20 protein-coding genes are annotated in these 13,437 nt (G+C 43.1%); 19 read left to right on the forward strand and 1 reads right to left on the reverse strand.

The window, feature by feature from the left end:
• Position 1: 1 nt before the first annotated feature.
• From AC1DOV_RS25160 to AC1DOV_RS25250, 19 genes are all read left to right on the forward strand, one after another.
• The gene (locus tag AC1DOV_RS25160; protein WP_441883468.1) at positions 2 to 2,119 is read left to right on the forward strand and encodes an FtsK/SpoIIIE domain-containing protein; all 2,118 of its coding nucleotides are present in this window, start codon (positions 2 to 4) and stop codon (positions 2,117 to 2,119) included.
• A gap of 223 nt (positions 2,120 to 2,342) precedes the next feature.
• The gene (locus tag AC1DOV_RS25165) at positions 2,343 to 3,134 is read left to right on the forward strand and encodes an AAA family ATPase (RefSeq protein WP_441883470.1); all 792 of its coding nucleotides are present in this window, start codon (positions 2,343 to 2,345) and stop codon (positions 3,132 to 3,134) included.
• An 81-nt stretch (positions 3,135 to 3,215) separates the two neighbouring features.
• Entirely contained in the window at positions 3,216 to 3,377 is a 162-nt protein-coding gene (locus AC1DOV_RS25170) for a hypothetical protein (protein WP_441883472.1), read from the forward strand.
• Positions 3,378 to 3,413: 36 nt separating this feature from the next.
• Positions 3,414 to 3,728 (forward strand): type II toxin-antitoxin system PemK/MazF family toxin, encoded by a 315-nt coding sequence (locus AC1DOV_RS25175; RefSeq protein ID WP_441883474.1) that lies wholly within the window; start codon positions 3,414 to 3,416, stop codon positions 3,726 to 3,728.
• Between the two features lie 64 nt (positions 3,729 to 3,792).
• Positions 3,793 to 4,086 (forward strand): hypothetical protein, encoded by a 294-nt coding sequence (locus tag AC1DOV_RS25180; RefSeq protein ID WP_441883476.1) that lies wholly within the window; start codon positions 3,793 to 3,795, stop codon positions 4,084 to 4,086.
• A gap of 271 nt (positions 4,087 to 4,357) precedes the next feature.
• Positions 4,358 to 4,729 (forward strand): hypothetical protein, encoded by a 372-nt coding sequence (locus tag AC1DOV_RS25185; RefSeq protein ID WP_441883480.1) that lies wholly within the window; start codon positions 4,358 to 4,360, stop codon positions 4,727 to 4,729.
• A gap of 15 nt (positions 4,730 to 4,744) precedes the next feature.
• Complete coding sequence (locus AC1DOV_RS25190) at positions 4,745 to 5,443, forward strand: SAF domain-containing protein (RefSeq protein ID WP_441883482.1); 699 nt, start codon at positions 4,745 to 4,747, stop codon at positions 5,441 to 5,443.
• A 170-nt stretch (positions 5,444 to 5,613) separates the two neighbouring features.
• Entirely contained in the window at positions 5,614 to 6,597 is a 984-nt protein-coding gene (locus AC1DOV_RS25195; RefSeq protein WP_477512448.1) for a CpaE/TadZ family protein, read from the forward strand.
• 8 nt (positions 6,598 to 6,605) lie between these two features.
• Complete coding sequence (locus AC1DOV_RS25200) at positions 6,606 to 8,078, forward strand: ATPase, T2SS/T4P/T4SS family (protein ID WP_441883486.1); 1,473 nt, start codon at positions 6,606 to 6,608, stop codon at positions 8,076 to 8,078.
• On the forward strand, positions 8,075 to 9,043 hold the full coding sequence (locus AC1DOV_RS25205) for a hypothetical protein (protein WP_441883488.1): 969 nt from the start codon (positions 8,075 to 8,077) through the stop codon (positions 9,041 to 9,043). Before AC1DOV_RS25200 ends, AC1DOV_RS25205 begins: the two co-directional genes overlap by 4 nt.
• 3 nt (positions 9,044 to 9,046) lie before the next feature.
• The gene (locus AC1DOV_RS25210; protein ID WP_441883490.1) at positions 9,047 to 9,928 is read left to right on the forward strand and encodes a hypothetical protein; all 882 of its coding nucleotides are present in this window, start codon (positions 9,047 to 9,049) and stop codon (positions 9,926 to 9,928) included.
• Between the two features lie 30 nt (positions 9,929 to 9,958).
• Complete coding sequence (locus AC1DOV_RS25215) at positions 9,959 to 10,120, forward strand: hypothetical protein (RefSeq protein WP_441883492.1); 162 nt, start codon at positions 9,959 to 9,961, stop codon at positions 10,118 to 10,120.
• Positions 10,121 to 10,167: 47 nt separating this feature from the next.
• On the forward strand, positions 10,168 to 10,554 hold the full coding sequence (locus tag AC1DOV_RS25220; RefSeq protein ID WP_477551317.1) for a hypothetical protein: 387 nt from the start codon (positions 10,168 to 10,170) through the stop codon (positions 10,552 to 10,554).
• A complete protein-coding gene (locus AC1DOV_RS25225; protein ID WP_477512447.1) occupies positions 10,551 to 11,033 on the forward strand; it encodes a hypothetical protein in 483 nt (160 codons plus the stop codon). Before AC1DOV_RS25220 ends, AC1DOV_RS25225 begins: the two co-directional genes overlap by 4 nt.
• Positions 11,034 to 11,210: 177 nt before the next feature.
• Positions 11,211 to 11,357, forward strand: a complete 147-nt coding sequence (locus AC1DOV_RS25230) for a hypothetical protein (protein WP_441883498.1) — start codon at positions 11,211 to 11,213, stop codon at positions 11,355 to 11,357.
• A gap of 42 nt (positions 11,358 to 11,399) precedes the next feature.
• Positions 11,400 to 11,687 carry a hypothetical protein gene (locus AC1DOV_RS25235; RefSeq protein WP_441883500.1) on the forward strand — a complete coding sequence of 96 codons (288 nt, stop codon included), beginning with the start codon at positions 11,400 to 11,402 and terminating at the stop codon, positions 11,685 to 11,687.
• Between the two features lie 105 nt (positions 11,688 to 11,792).
• A complete protein-coding gene (locus AC1DOV_RS25240; protein WP_441883502.1) occupies positions 11,793 to 11,939 on the forward strand; it encodes a hypothetical protein in 147 nt (48 codons plus the stop codon).
• 40 nt (positions 11,940 to 11,979) lie between these two features.
• The gene (locus tag AC1DOV_RS25245) at positions 11,980 to 12,288 is read left to right on the forward strand and encodes a hypothetical protein (protein WP_441883504.1); all 309 of its coding nucleotides are present in this window, start codon (positions 11,980 to 11,982) and stop codon (positions 12,286 to 12,288) included.
• A gap of 14 nt (positions 12,289 to 12,302) precedes the next feature.
• Entirely contained in the window at positions 12,303 to 12,701 is a 399-nt protein-coding gene (locus tag AC1DOV_RS25250) for a hypothetical protein (protein WP_441883506.1), read from the forward strand.
• Between the two features lie 63 nt (positions 12,702 to 12,764).
• Here AC1DOV_RS25250 and AC1DOV_RS25255 read toward each other — a convergent pair whose 3' ends face one another.
• Positions 12,765 to 13,322: a P-loop NTPase family protein gene (locus tag AC1DOV_RS25255; protein ID WP_441883507.1), complete on the reverse strand. Its 558-nt coding sequence runs from the start codon at positions 13,320 to 13,322 to the stop codon at positions 12,765 to 12,767.
• Positions 13,323 to 13,437 lie beyond the last annotated feature (115 nt).

The following is a 13,437-nucleotide window of genomic DNA, read 5'->3' on the forward strand; positions in this document are numbered from 1 at the left end:
CATGGAGGGTGGGGGGAAAGGGAAATCAAATGAAAAAGAAAGCTTTGCACAATATCTAACACGCATATGCGGAATTACGCTGGCGGTTTGTATTGCGTTGCAATTTCTAAATGTGCCAGAGGTGATATCGCTATTTGCGCTGCAGCTCATCCGCTATGTACTTATGCTATTTGGTTTGTTTGTAGCGTTGCCTGCAGCCATGCAATATGTATGGCGCAACCGGCTTAGATGGTTGGAGCGATATCGCGAATGGAAGCAACGAGAACGACCGATCATGATGCCAGTAAGCGCTCTTCAGGGGCAGGTAGAGTCACAGCCCGTAAGTGTTTCTGATGTTTCAACCAACCAATTGATGAGTGCTCCAACTAATCCCTTATCGGATGGTCCATTGATCGCTCCCTTTTCATATTTGCCGGTTAATCCTAAACCACATTCTACATCTACATTGCGAGTTGAGGGGGCTGGTCAGCTAATCTCTGATGCCCTGCAGCTGGCCGGTATTCCGTTGGAAGGTGAAATTGATGTTTTAGCAGTAGAGAGTGGTCCGACGCTTCAAGCGATTTCCTTTCAATTGCCGCCGAAAGTGCAGCTCTCCAAATTAATTAGCAAGAAAGAAGATATTGCTAATCATATTGGTCACCATATGGGGTTTGATGTGACGTCTGCTCCGCAATTTAGAAGTGCAGCAGCCTTTGTCGTGCCACAAGCCGACCGTGCATTTGTTTATATGCGGGATATGGTACACGAACTTATAGCTTTTGCTGAGGATGCAGCCTTGCCCGTAATTTTCGGTAAGGATATTCTTGGAAAGCCTATTCTTCAGGATTTAGCACGTATGCCGCATTTACTTATCGCGGGTGCAACCGGTTCGGGTAAATCGGTATGCATTAATACACTTATCAATTCGTTACTACTCACCCGATCACCGAAGCAATTGCGATTGCTGCTCATTGATCCAAAACAGGTCGAGTTTACCGTCTATCGAGGGCTGCCGCATTTGCTTGTGCCGCCAGTATCAGATATGCGTAAAGCAATGCTCGCTTTTAATAAAGTCATTATGGAGATGGATCAACGCTATGAAAAGTTTGCAGAAGCTGGCGTACGTAATTTGGAGGCTTACAATGGCAAGATGAAGCAAGACCAGCTGCCCTATATCGTGGTCATTATCGATGAGTATGCGGATCTCATGTTGGTAGCTGGTGATGAGGTAGAGGACGGTGTACAGCGGATTACGCAAATGGCTCGTGCCGCTGGTATTCACTTGGTTTTAGGAACGCAGCGACCAAGTGTGAATGTGGTGACGGGTGTGATTAAAGCAAATCTTCCTTCACGGGTGGCCTTCCGGCTGCAGAGTGCGGTTGATTATCGGACGGTACTTGATCGTGGAGCTCCTCCATTGCTAGGGTACGGGGATGGCGTGTGCATGATTCAAGGGGGGACGTTGCAACGATTCCAATCAGCTGCAACGAGTGCGATTGATAATGAAGCAACAGAGTTAATTGAGGCATTAAAAACTTTTTGGTCAAAGGATACTGGAAAGCAAAACGAATGGACGATGCCAGAAGAGGACAGCGAAACAGGAACGACCTCGAATGAGGATCAGCCGCCATGGGAAGCTGACCAGGAGACGGATGGAGCTGATCCGAAAGCTGATAAAACCGAGCAGCCAAGCTATACCGATGATCATCCGAAGAGTGAATATGAGCAGGTACTTGCCATAGTACGCGAACACGGAGGATTTTCGATGGAGGTAGTACAGAGGAAATTGCGAATAAGTTATGCTGCAGCGACAAGGCATATTGAACGGATGCTAAATGATAACGTGATTGGTCCATACGATAAGGATGCGAAAATGAGACCATTGGTTCGTGATGCTGAAGCACAGCATGAACATGAGCAAACAGAAATTCTCCAAAAGATGAAACGCTATATTTGCGAACATCGATCCGCTAAGAGCTCGGAGCTGCGTGAAGTGTTTTCGATCCGGAAAGAAAAGGTTTTAGAATATATGCAGCAGCTTGTAGATGATGGTTTTTTAAATCCTCCCGAAAACACGCGAGCCGGTTATACGATAGCCTGGTCAGATGAAGTCATGCAGGCATTTCTTCAAGATAATTAAATGACAGTAGAGTATGAATTTAGATTAAAAACAGACTGCTTCTATTTGGTAATAATTATTTATTGGTTCCCGTTGATTAGTTCCCACTCAAATTATGTATATGAAACCGATTGAAAATCCCCATTCTATAAGGTTTTCTGCTTGTTTTAACTGGGAACCAATAATGGGAACCAATGATGGGAACCAATAGAGGGAACTCATTAAAATGAAAGGAGAATAGCAAATGAATACTGCTAAATTACCCATGAGTAAGGATGTAGATATGGCAGTCATGCATACGGCCGAGGCTTGTAAGACTAAATCTCAAAAACTCGTACTTAGTGAGATCAATCGAAATATCATAGATGAAGTTCTTGAGATTTACGAGCTTAAGGCGTCTTTTGCGGAACAGGGAGTACCCATGCCGAATAAGATTCTAATGTATGGTCCTCCTGGCACGGGGAAAACCATAACTGCTTTTTATTTAGCACATATGCTAGGGTTACCACTTATCCTTGTTCGCCTGGATACCATTATCGGAAGCTATTTAGGGGAGACGGCGGGAAACGTTCGAAAAATATTTGATTATGCGATTCAGAATCCTTGTGTTTTTTTCTTAGATGAATTTGATGCTATTGCGAGGAATCGATCTGGAAGAAGAGATGTGCAAGAGATGTCTCGCGTGGTGAATACACTGCTCCAATGCCTGGACGAGTTTCAATCTGAAAGCATATTACTTGCCGCAACCAATTTGGATGAAGAATTAGATACGGCAGTATGGCGAAGATTTGACACCAAAATGAAGTATGATCCGCCAACGGATTCAGAACGAAGGATTTACACGCAAAAGCTATTTGATAATTATGAGAAGAATCAGCTGATTGATGATATAGCCATTGCTCTCGCTTCATGTAGCTTTGCAGAGATGGAGCAAATCTATATGAAAGCAAAGCGGAAGTCGATTTTGAGGAAGACAGACATTACCCTACAGCATATTGAAGAGGCAAAAGAAGAATATATGGGAGATCGGAAGTAACGGTCATCATAATCTTTGAGTGCTATAAGGAATTGTGGTATCGTTGAGCAAGAGATTATTCCATAAGGGAGGCGATTTTACTTGGAGAAAAAGTCCAATAAATCGTTGAAAGAACGATTAGCGGTTGCTAATCAAAAGATCGATGTTCAGCTGCCGGATCTCTGGCTGCAGGCGGAACAAAATTTAGAGAAGCTAGAAGAAGATTATCATAAGAATCAAATAAATAAGGGGATAAGAGACTAAGGTATATCAACCTATAGTCTCTTTTTATTTGTCCATATGAATCATAATCGCGGCGATGTTTATTTGGTGTTATATCCATTTGATGATGGGGAAAAGGAAAAGCTAAGACCAGGAATTATTTTAGATACGAAGGATAAACGCTCGATTGTGATCAAAGTGACTTCGCATGAAGAGCGAGGGAACGATAGTCGAGATCTCGCTTTAGTATATTGGCAAGCAGCTGGCCTTCAGAAGCCATCGGTAGCTCGATGTTCCATGTTTGTACCGCTTAATCATGACAAAATTGATAAGTATTTAGGGACGTTGCACCCGGAAGATTTGATAAACGTCCTGGCACATTTTTATAAATAATAACGAAGGCCGATCCGCTGAGGATCGGCCTTTGTCATGAAATTGACGGAAAAGAGCTGAGTAAATGATTAGAATTGTTGATACTAATCCTGAAGTTCTCGCTAAATTTTTAAAAGTCGATGTTGCTCTCATAAAAGTCTGGAGTGATCGAAGTATGACAGTTGGCCATGATACTACACATGATTATAAGGTGAGTCGAAGGAAGATTCAGTACGACGTTGCTTTTGCACTATTTATTCGTTCTCAAATTCTAATGCATATCAAATTTGCTTTTTTAACAGGTAGTGTGGCGCTGCTCTCCCTGATGATGCTCACATTTTTCTTTATTGATCGCTATGTCATTGGAGTGATCGTTTAGCTTAATGTGGATAACCACGAAAAATAATCATACTTTTTGCATACGAATTGCGAACGATTGCCTTCAAAATCCTTGCTATGCTTGTAATAGATAACAAGAGCCACACGAAATGGATGGAAGGTTTGGAGGTGGGAATCTTGCTAGGCAGGCTATGGCAGCCAGCGCTCACTGATCGCTTAATCGTCATCATATCAGTTGATGATATAGCGATCATAGTAACCGATCACCATCAAATCATACCTGAACACCTGAGGTGAAAGGAGCTGCAAGAGTGAAAGAGATTGCGATGAACGATGTTGCCAAACAACTACAAATGGCGGAGAGCAGCTTGCGCCGCTGGTTGCCAATGATGGAACAAGCCGGTTATGTGTTTGAACGGAAAGATAATAATCGAAGGCAGCTTACCGAGCAAGATATCGTCGCGTTTGTGGAGTTGAAGAGATTAAGTCAGGTCATGACACTGCCGGAAGCATGTCAGCGGGTAGTTCAGCTGATTCCGCAAGAGTCTACGGGTAATCGAGCGCAAGAAGAGATTCTCTTCGAGCAGCTGCTCGAAGCATTACCGGAGGCGATTTACTGGCAGGGCAAAGACGCACCGATTGCTGAGCTCCGTACTCAGTGGTTCAAAGTTAAATCTTCGTAACGAAAGGAGAACGATATGAAAGTAAGTCTGAAAAAAGTAAATCGAATGTTGCTTTATCTATTTGCCATGGTGGCTATGCTCGTGCTGCTCTACTTCCTCGATACGAGGTGGACCGTTTTAATGGATACACAAAATGTAGTCGTAGCATCCAGGCAGATGCTTCCGCATGAGGCGATAACGGAGGACGATCTTTTGATTGTCCGAATTAAAGAAGATTATGTGATTTCTGGTGCCATTCCGGAAGAGGATGCTCATTTACTTGTAGGCCAAGAAGCCTTGCAACTGATTGAAGCCGGCGATCAAATGACCATCAATCGCGTAGATAAGACGTCTTTGCTCAGTGTACCAGGAGCAACGGTGGTGGAGATGCCGGAGGATTGGATTTTATCGGTACCAGGCAGTTTGCGGAGGCTTGACCGAATTACGATATTCGCAGTGCCGACTGATATCGAGAAAATCAATCCAGAATCAGGCATTGCGGAGCCGCTGCTATCTCAGGCGGAGAAGGTGATAGAGGATATCGTGGTTGCTTATTACAAGGATGCGAGCTCAAATGAAGTCAAGAATGCTGAGGGTAACGTGAATCCGAATGTACGGGTGGATGCAACGGTTCGTGGGCGTAAGCTAGAGCTGCAATTAACGCCGGATCAACTGAAACTCTTGTCGGAAAAAGCTGCCGGTGGCTATCAATTTATTGTGGGGTATGGCTCATGAACATTGGGTTTATCGGAAATGATCAAGAATTAAGTCGCCAATTGCGCCAGGCTGCACAAACCGAAGCCTTATTTTCTTCTTCAGAAGTAACGAAACCGGAATTGATTCAGGAAACATTTAAAACCTGCCAGGTGGTCTTAATATCGGACCGGCTGGTACAACCGCATGAATTGGAAAGCGTTGTAGAGCTCTTACAGGGAAAGAATCTGGTTTATCTGCTCAGCTATAAAGCAGACACGGGGGTCACCGAAGACGCAGCGCTTGTATGCCAGCGAATCGGTATCGGCGTATGCCGACCGAAGCGAACCATAGAGCAATTGGTGGAGTACGTGCATCAACAATTTATGGGTGGCGCGCCGGCTATTCGCAATGGGGGGCAAGTTATTGCTCTGGTTGGCGCGAAATCTCAAACCGGATTAACAGGCAGCACCTTGTCATTAGCTGAAGAAATCGGAAAACGGATGGATCGGAAAGTCGCCGTCATTGGTCTGGATGCTTTTACGCCAGGTGATGTGTTTATCACCTACTCCGGTACCTATCTGCATGACTTGTATACCCAAATTAAAGACGGTGGCATTCTAACGCCAACAGAACTGGTCGCTCATATGCACCAAACGAAGCATTTCGCCTTTTTGGCAGGCAATGCGGATCCGACGAAACGGTACCGGTATTCGTCGGAATCAGTAGCACATGTCATCGCTTGTGCACGGGAGGCTTTTGATATCGTACTGATTGATGCCGGATCTAATCCCGATAATAATCTCTGTTTGCAAGCTTTACTGTATGCGGATATGCGGATCGTCGTAACGACGCAGCAGCCATCTGCACTGGCCAACTGGCAAAGATTTGCGCCTTTGCTTCGGATGGTCAATCACGAGCAACCGATGTCGTTTTTGTTACTCATCAATAAATGGTCGAAGCAGTGGGGAGACACCAAAGAGATTGAGCGTAGTATGGCTGCCTCGATGCTAGGATGGTTACCCGATCTAAAAGAGGATGGCATGCTCTGTGAAATGGAACGTCGGTTGCTGACTACAGTAGAGCACCCAAAATATAACGAGCAGCTCAAACGTATGGTTGATTTATTGCAATCACGATTTAACTGGCCCATGCAAAACGAAAGTCCAAAAAGTAAATGGTTTGCTAGGAGGTGAATACGATCATGGGTGCATGGCGTGAAAAAGATTTTCATATCTCGGAATTGGAGAGTAAGGCCGTGCAGCAGCCGGTAGCGCTTAAAGCAAGCAACAATGCCCTTACGGATGAATTTAAAGCGCTTTGCACACAAGTGCGTACGGTCTTTAGAAAGAAAAATGAAGAGCGGTCGGATAAAGAAATGAAAAAGTGGCAGGCCCTGCAGCACGATGCGGTGGTTGGTATAACAGAAGCCGTGCAGCTTTTTAAGGGTGAAATTGAAGAATACTTAAAAACGAACCAACTGCAGCACATTATGCAGCCAAGCTATTATCATTCATTGGTTGAAGCTGTTTTTCAACAAACGTTCGGTCTCGGTCCAATTTCGGTGTGGAATCATCATCCGAAGTATCACATATCCCAATCTGCACGAATCATGGGGAAAAAGATTTTTTTTGATATTCCTGGCGAGCCTGATTTACAGCCATTTGGATACGAATCAGAGGAAGAGGTTATCGAGAATATCATTGAAAAGATCAGGATGAAAGATGAATTTTCGCACATTAATAAACACAATCCCAAGTTAGAGCTCGATTTAGTAGATGGGACAAGGGTAACAATTATGATCCCGCCGCTCGTTCGTCGACCTACGATAATTTTTCGTAACCAAACGATGCGAGCACCGACGCTGGAGGACTTAGTAGCGGCAGGGAGTATTCCATCCGAAGCTCTGCCACTGATACGCGGAATATCAAAAGCGTTGCTTAATTTGATTGTTTCCGGAGAAGTGCGTTCGGGCAAAAGTACGCTGATTAAAGCTATCTATGCTGAACGCCGCAGACCAGGACGAGTGGCTGTAACCATTGAGCGTGGCCATTCGGAATTAAAGTTAAGCGAATTACATGAGAATGATCAACTCGTTGAATTTGTGGTAAAGACGGATGCAGAATATGATAGCGTGTTTGACCTGGTACTGCGCTCCGATTATTTCTTTGTGATTGTGGGAGAAACGCGCAGCATTGAAACGGAACTATTTCTTGTTTCGTGTGAGCGCGGTAAAGGCGGCTCCATGACCAGCTATCATACCGAGCGTATAGCTAATATCCCTGGTCAATTGGCTCGCCTCGTACTGCAGCGATTTCCAAATCGTCAGTACCGCGAGGAGTTGATTCGGGTTGCCGAAAATATCCATCTCATCATTGTCATGAAGGAGCTTGATGATGGATCAAAAAAACTTCTACGAATGACGGAAGTTAGGCTAGATCCGTATACCTTTGAGGTGAGTTGTCACGACATTATGCGATGGGATATGGAACAAAACAGCTGGACATATTGCGATGATTTATCTGTAGATACCATGCAAAAGATGAAAGAAACCGCGCCGCATTACGCCGAACAAGCCTTCTTTGCTTTAAAACGACTAGCTGAAGATAAGCCAATGCTTGGATCCAACATAGAGGTCGCATTAAGCAGCCTTGAGGGGGAGGAGGCTAGTGCATGATTAGCCAGCTCGATCTATCTCTTGAAATGATATTAAAAGCGGCGATTATGCTGCTTTACACAGGCTTTGCTTTCCGGTTCATTGGTGCTTTGCAGAATATGATTTTTCGGTCATGGAGTGTGCCGCTTTATCTGAATACGCCGAAGAAAGCAAACGATGAGGAACAAACATTTAGTCATTTAGAGCTTTTGCTTCGGTCAACCAGTAAGACGTTTCATCGTAACTCCGTTAACCAGTTTCTTATCTTCAGTGGTGGCGTGTTTAGCGTCATGTATCTGCTCCTGTTACTTGGCTTTAACGGCGGGGAGTTTGTAACCTGGTGGAATAAACGCGCATTTGGTTTAGCAGGCATAACGGCGCTCGTGCCTTACGGTTTGCTTAGAGTTAAGCTCTACAATATTCGCAGAGAAAATAGCTATGCTTTGATTGAAGCAACGGAGCTCCTTATTCTAAAATACCGGAGCCCTGGGATTCATGGGGATCTCTATCATGCCCTTTATAACACGGCTGATGAATTGCAGGGAACGATGAAACGAGCATTTAGTGCATTGGTATCTGTATTACAGCTGCAGGGTAAGATGGCCATCCGTGAGGGTGTGGCGCTCTTTAGCTATCAAATCGATAATAGCTGGTCGAAGCAGCTCGGTGTGTTGTTCACCAAAGCCGCGAAAGAAAATCGAGATATTGGACGAGCTTTGGAGAAAGTGCATACCGATATGCAAGAATCGAAACGAATCGTCGAGTCCGAAAAATCGGAATATACGGATTCTATTATCATGGGCTATATCCCTTTGTTCCTTGTACCGGCTGCCATTTTTGGCATTAATAAAATGTTTGAAGGGGCTATCTTTCACGTCTTATTTGATGATCCGAAGACCTTACAGGCATTAATCATTTGTATTATTTTTGTTGTGATTGGCTTAGTGACTTCTTTGATTTTGTCCAAGCCGAAAATTGAGGTGTAACCCATGCTAATCCCTATTTTTAAGTTAGGTTTGTATCTACTGATGGTGATCTCTCTACCACTGTTTATACGAGAAATTTTATATATTCGGCGCCGTAGTCCACCGCCACAATTAATCAAGCAATTCATTCATTTTGCGGGTGGTCAGAAGGGGCGAATTACGCAGCTCTATCAAGATGATCGCTTGGATGCAGCCTTTTCGATTGCAGGATTTATGAAAAATGGTTCGGCCTGGCAATACAAATTTTATCGCGATTTGCTTTTCATTATTGTTGTTATTGTTTTGCATGGATTTTTCCTGGTCTATCAGCAGTATCCACTGAAGGGGATGGTCATCGCTACTTTGTGCTATCTGTTGACGTTGACGGGGGCATCCATAGCGCCAGGACGCTTATTCCTGGTCATGGCCGGAAAAGAAAAGCAAAAGCAGAAGAGCGATGAGATTATTGATCTTTATATGCTGCTCTCTAATGATTATCAGGCGGAGAATAATGATCATTACCAAAGCGTATTTGCCAAGCTGACGGAATTTAATGTTTTTACAAAAGCGCTTCGTCCGGATCTAGATCGTTTGCTATTAGATCTTCCGGTGGATGGTCCCCGCGCATTCAAAGTTTTTGGTGAGAGCGTAGGAACCAAGGAAGCAAAAACTTTGGCGGATTTGCTTGAAAAAATCAATGAGTCTAACCCAGAAATGGCCGTCGATCTACTTGATAAGAACTACGATACGTTTTTGGATTTTCGTAGGCAACGTCGCAAGCAAAGATTGAAGATAAACGGGTATATGGGCCATACGGTCGTATTCTTAGCAATCATTTCGGTCATTTACTTTGTGAACATGGCCGCGAATGCCTATAAAAGCATCCTCATGGATGCACTAAACTAAAACGCCTAGAGGGCGAGAGGAGATTTTAAAATGAAAGAAGCAATGGGTACTATTCTACTAATCGCAGCAATGTTTGTATTGATTGGCTTAACTATCTTTGCAGATGATGGAACGTTCGGTGATGCAAAAGTGCAGAGGGATCGCTCGCATACTATTTCTAACAGCACAACCGTACCCACAGTCTTGAAATAAGGAAGGAGGGTAGCCAGCATGTCTAGATAGGCATGCTGGCGATTTTAATGAAAATTGTTATTGGTTTTGTCATTTTGACACCCATTTTCCTATACTACTTGTTTCAGCCAGGCGTGGAGCGAACGATTAGTTATAAAGACCAAGTCTTGCAGAAAAAAGCGTTTGAAGCTGCACATTTAGCGGCGATTGAAGGGCGTATAACGCCAGAAATAAAAGAGGCTATCTTGGATGAATTAACAGCCGTTTATTTTGACCGCGATAAGATTCAGATCACCGGCACAACGATAACGGCGCCTCGTGGTGAGTTAATCGAGGTTACGCTTCGGTATCCGCAGGGACCTACGCAAATTTTTAATTTATTCGGTAGTGACGAAGCTAGAGACTACAATTACCCCATTTCCATCATGAGTGAGTATATTGAGGAGCGATCATGAAATGGGTCATTATGCTACTTTTAATGATGCCCATTTTCATTATCTATAGCGCTTGGAGTCATGATGAACACCTGTCAACCAAGTTAAAAGCTGGGCTAAAAGAAGGTATGGATCTAGCAACGCATGACGCATCACTGCAGATCATAGAAGAAGAGCTGGAAATGGGGAAGATCCGATTTGATCCCATGAAATCGGAGAAGGCATTGCTCAACTCATTACAGACATCATTCAAGCTTAATTCACTCCTGCAGCCTCTACCTGGCGGCATCTGGAAGGATCCATTTGAGCTCGTGTGGTTCGAAAAAATAGAGACCGGCAATTTCCCAATGCTTTATCATAGCGGGCCACCTTACTACTACTCGGATACGTTAAAAGGGCCATCGATCATTGCGATCGTGAAGGTAAAGCATCCGCGATATTACGGGGTATCTGACGATATCACTTACATCGTAGGCAGCAGCCATGAGTATGTTAGGTAATTTTAAAGGACTATAGCACAATCAGCTGTAATCCGGCTTTTTAAATCGCGAAGAAAAGTTTATACTATAGTCAAGTTAATTAATACACGGTACAATTCAAAATTAAATGCAAACATGACGCCCCTTGCGTATGCTAGGTACAAATTAAGTCAAGGCTCAATACAAGGGGGTGGGTGCATGAAAGAGAGGGATCCGGATATGGCGGTAAATAAAAACGAAACAACTCCAAGGATCGTGCATGCTGCAGACGAGGCCATACTGAAAATAGCACTAAAAGGAACAGAAAAATACGATAAAACACTTTCAAAGCTGGCGAAAAATTAATTTTGAAAAACTTATAGAGAGAAAAGAAGGCGGAGTTATTTTATGGATGATACTAGCACTGAAAAAAATGATAAGACAAATAATTGGGGTGGAGCTCGTTTAGGGGCTGGAAGAAAAGACGGCCTGAAGAAGCAAAAAAGAAAACGAGTATTGTCCCTATTCTTAACAGATGCACAATGGACTGCACTTGAAAAAGAAGTAATTGAAGAAAAGGAAAAGCTATCATCGCTTGTAAATAAAAAATTGGAATCATATGCTAATGATTTAATAGTGAAACATGGGGTATTCGAAACGATAAAAAATGAAAATAAGGACAAAAATGGCGAGTAGACCTTTAAGGTTTACTCGCCATTTTTATTGATATTAACCTTCATGTTTACAACTTGAATTAGTACTGCTAAAATTCGAGTTAAGAAGCTGAAGGAGGTTATTTATATGTATGAACTAAGTAAAATTATTTTTATGGCTATTGTCATTTTAGTTTTTGGTGGCATCGGATATATGTCTCTTCCTTCAATGAAAAAACCATCTCCTAAACGTCGTGAGACACCTGTGTTTATGGTAATTAAGGCAGAAAACTAACAGCACAATGAAGAATTGATAGCCCAGGAGGACAAAATATATGCGGATTAAATCAAAAGAATCTTATAATGGTGGCGGTAATTGTATGCTTATTGAATTGTTAGTGGAAGGTGGGGGAACTCTAGCATCAATTACATTAACTGAAGAACATATAGTAGGTCGGAAAATTCCATATAAAGATGATGATGGAGAAAAAAATTATGACTTTCATGAAGCTGTACTATGGACAGCTACAGATTCGCAATCACTAAAGTACATCCCTGAAGAAATAAAGTCTGAGGTATTGAAGGTATATCAAGATTACCGCAAAAAATATAATCGTGATCAGGATATCACTGTGAATTCGTAGGCGGTGAACTAGGGATGATTAATGAGTTTTATAGTGTTAGTCAAGCTTCCTTGCAAGCTCAAAAGTTCTGCGAAGAAAACCATGGCTGGAGAAGAATCTGCGATATTTGGGACAGTGAAAATTTGTATCTTACATGGGAAGAGTTGCCTAAAAAAATTCGTAACTATTGGATTGGGAAATGCGGTGAATATTCTGCAGAGTCAGCTTGGCGTGAGTTTGGAAATTCGATTTGTAAAGTACCTTTCGGATGTGTATCAGGAAAGGGAGATTTTCACCCAAACTATGAAATGGTTAATGCTCCACTTGGACATAACATGATGATGATTTTCAAGTTTGATGAGCTTCAACGAATATCAAGTGTTCGTAGTAGACACATAATGCGACAGAGAGGAATAAAAAACCGCCTCTCATAAGGCGGTCAATTGAACTATCGTCTCCCGTTAGGGAGTTTAATTACGACAGCCCGCAGATCGAATTCATATCAATTGAAATTCAAGAAGATCCAGGTTATCACGAACGAGAATCATTTTGTTTTTATATTCCCAACGGCTGATCAAATCAGGAAGCTTCACCAAATTGTAGTCTTTATTCCATGCGAACAAGTTGTGGATACCTTCTATTGTCTCGCGCTTCTTGCTTGGAACGATGCCTGTAATGCGCTCTTTATAGCGCCTCCATATTCGTTCTTCCTGGACGGACAAGGGTGTCATCAAAACGACGATCTTATCTGCGGCGGCAAAGCTCGGCTCAACCCACGACCTGTACACACCTTCAACGATCCATGAATCAAATCCGATGATCTTTTTGAGCTGACGGTCCCGCTCTTCTTCCGGTGCCTTGACGCCGTATTCATTCGACTGATTATGCCAGAAAATATCGTCTAGATCGTAATGCGGGATCCCGAGCTTCCCGCTCAATAAAGTCGCGATATAGGATTTGCCGCTTCCTGAGCCGCCGATGATATGGATTCGGATTGTGAACACCTCTTCCTTCCAAAATGTATCTGTAAATCGATGTCGAGATTTTTTCGTCATATTGTTTGAAATTTCCTGCCTGTTAGTTTAATCTCCTTCTCCAGTAAGGAGTAATGTGTCGCAGTTCGACGATATTGCGTTACAACATAATGAATACGAATTTTCATAACCCATA

Source organism: Paenibacillus sp. 01T47, assembly GCF_056398245.1.

Bases quoted from the DNA above. Each gene is read 5' to 3' on its own strand.
- AC1DOV_RS25160 (WP_441883468.1), top strand. From the start codon at position 2: ATGGAGGGTGGGGGGAAAGGGAAATCAAATGAAAAAGAAAGCTTTGCA.
- AC1DOV_RS25165 (WP_441883470.1), top strand. From the start codon at position 2,343: ATGAATACTGCTAAATTACCCATGAGTAAGGATGTAGATATGGCAGTC.
- AC1DOV_RS25175 (WP_441883474.1), top strand. From the start codon at position 3,414: ATGAATCATAATCGCGGCGATGTTTATTTGGTGTTATATCCATTTGAT.
- AC1DOV_RS25180 (WP_441883476.1), top strand. From the start codon at position 3,793: ATGATTAGAATTGTTGATACTAATCCTGAAGTTCTCGCTAAATTTTTA.
- AC1DOV_RS25190 (WP_441883482.1), top strand. From the start codon at position 4,745: ATGAAAGTAAGTCTGAAAAAAGTAAATCGAATGTTGCTTTATCTATTT.
- AC1DOV_RS25200 (WP_441883486.1), top strand. From the start codon at position 6,606: ATGGGTGCATGGCGTGAAAAAGATTTTCATATCTCGGAATTGGAGAGT.
- AC1DOV_RS25205 (WP_441883488.1), top strand. From the start codon at position 8,075: ATGATTAGCCAGCTCGATCTATCTCTTGAAATGATATTAAAAGCGGCG.
- AC1DOV_RS25210 (WP_441883490.1), top strand. From the start codon at position 9,047: ATGCTAATCCCTATTTTTAAGTTAGGTTTGTATCTACTGATGGTGATC.
- AC1DOV_RS25215 (WP_441883492.1), top strand. From the start codon at position 9,959: ATGAAAGAAGCAATGGGTACTATTCTACTAATCGCAGCAATGTTTGTA.
- AC1DOV_RS25220 (WP_477551317.1), top strand. From the start codon at position 10,168: ATGAAAATTGTTATTGGTTTTGTCATTTTGACACCCATTTTCCTATAC.
- AC1DOV_RS25225 (WP_477512447.1), top strand. From the start codon at position 10,551: ATGAAATGGGTCATTATGCTACTTTTAATGATGCCCATTTTCATTATC.
- AC1DOV_RS25230 (WP_441883498.1), top strand. From the start codon at position 11,211: ATGAAAGAGAGGGATCCGGATATGGCGGTAAATAAAAACGAAACAACT.
- AC1DOV_RS25235 (WP_441883500.1), top strand. From the start codon at position 11,400: ATGGATGATACTAGCACTGAAAAAAATGATAAGACAAATAATTGGGGT.
- AC1DOV_RS25240 (WP_441883502.1), top strand. From the start codon at position 11,793: ATGTATGAACTAAGTAAAATTATTTTTATGGCTATTGTCATTTTAGTT.
- AC1DOV_RS25245 (WP_441883504.1), top strand. From the start codon at position 11,980: ATGCGGATTAAATCAAAAGAATCTTATAATGGTGGCGGTAATTGTATG.
- AC1DOV_RS25250 (WP_441883506.1), top strand. From the start codon at position 12,303: ATGATTAATGAGTTTTATAGTGTTAGTCAAGCTTCCTTGCAAGCTCAA.
- AC1DOV_RS25255 (WP_441883507.1), bottom strand. From the start codon at position 13,322: ATGACGAAAAAATCTCGACATCGATTTACAGATACATTTTGGAAGGAA.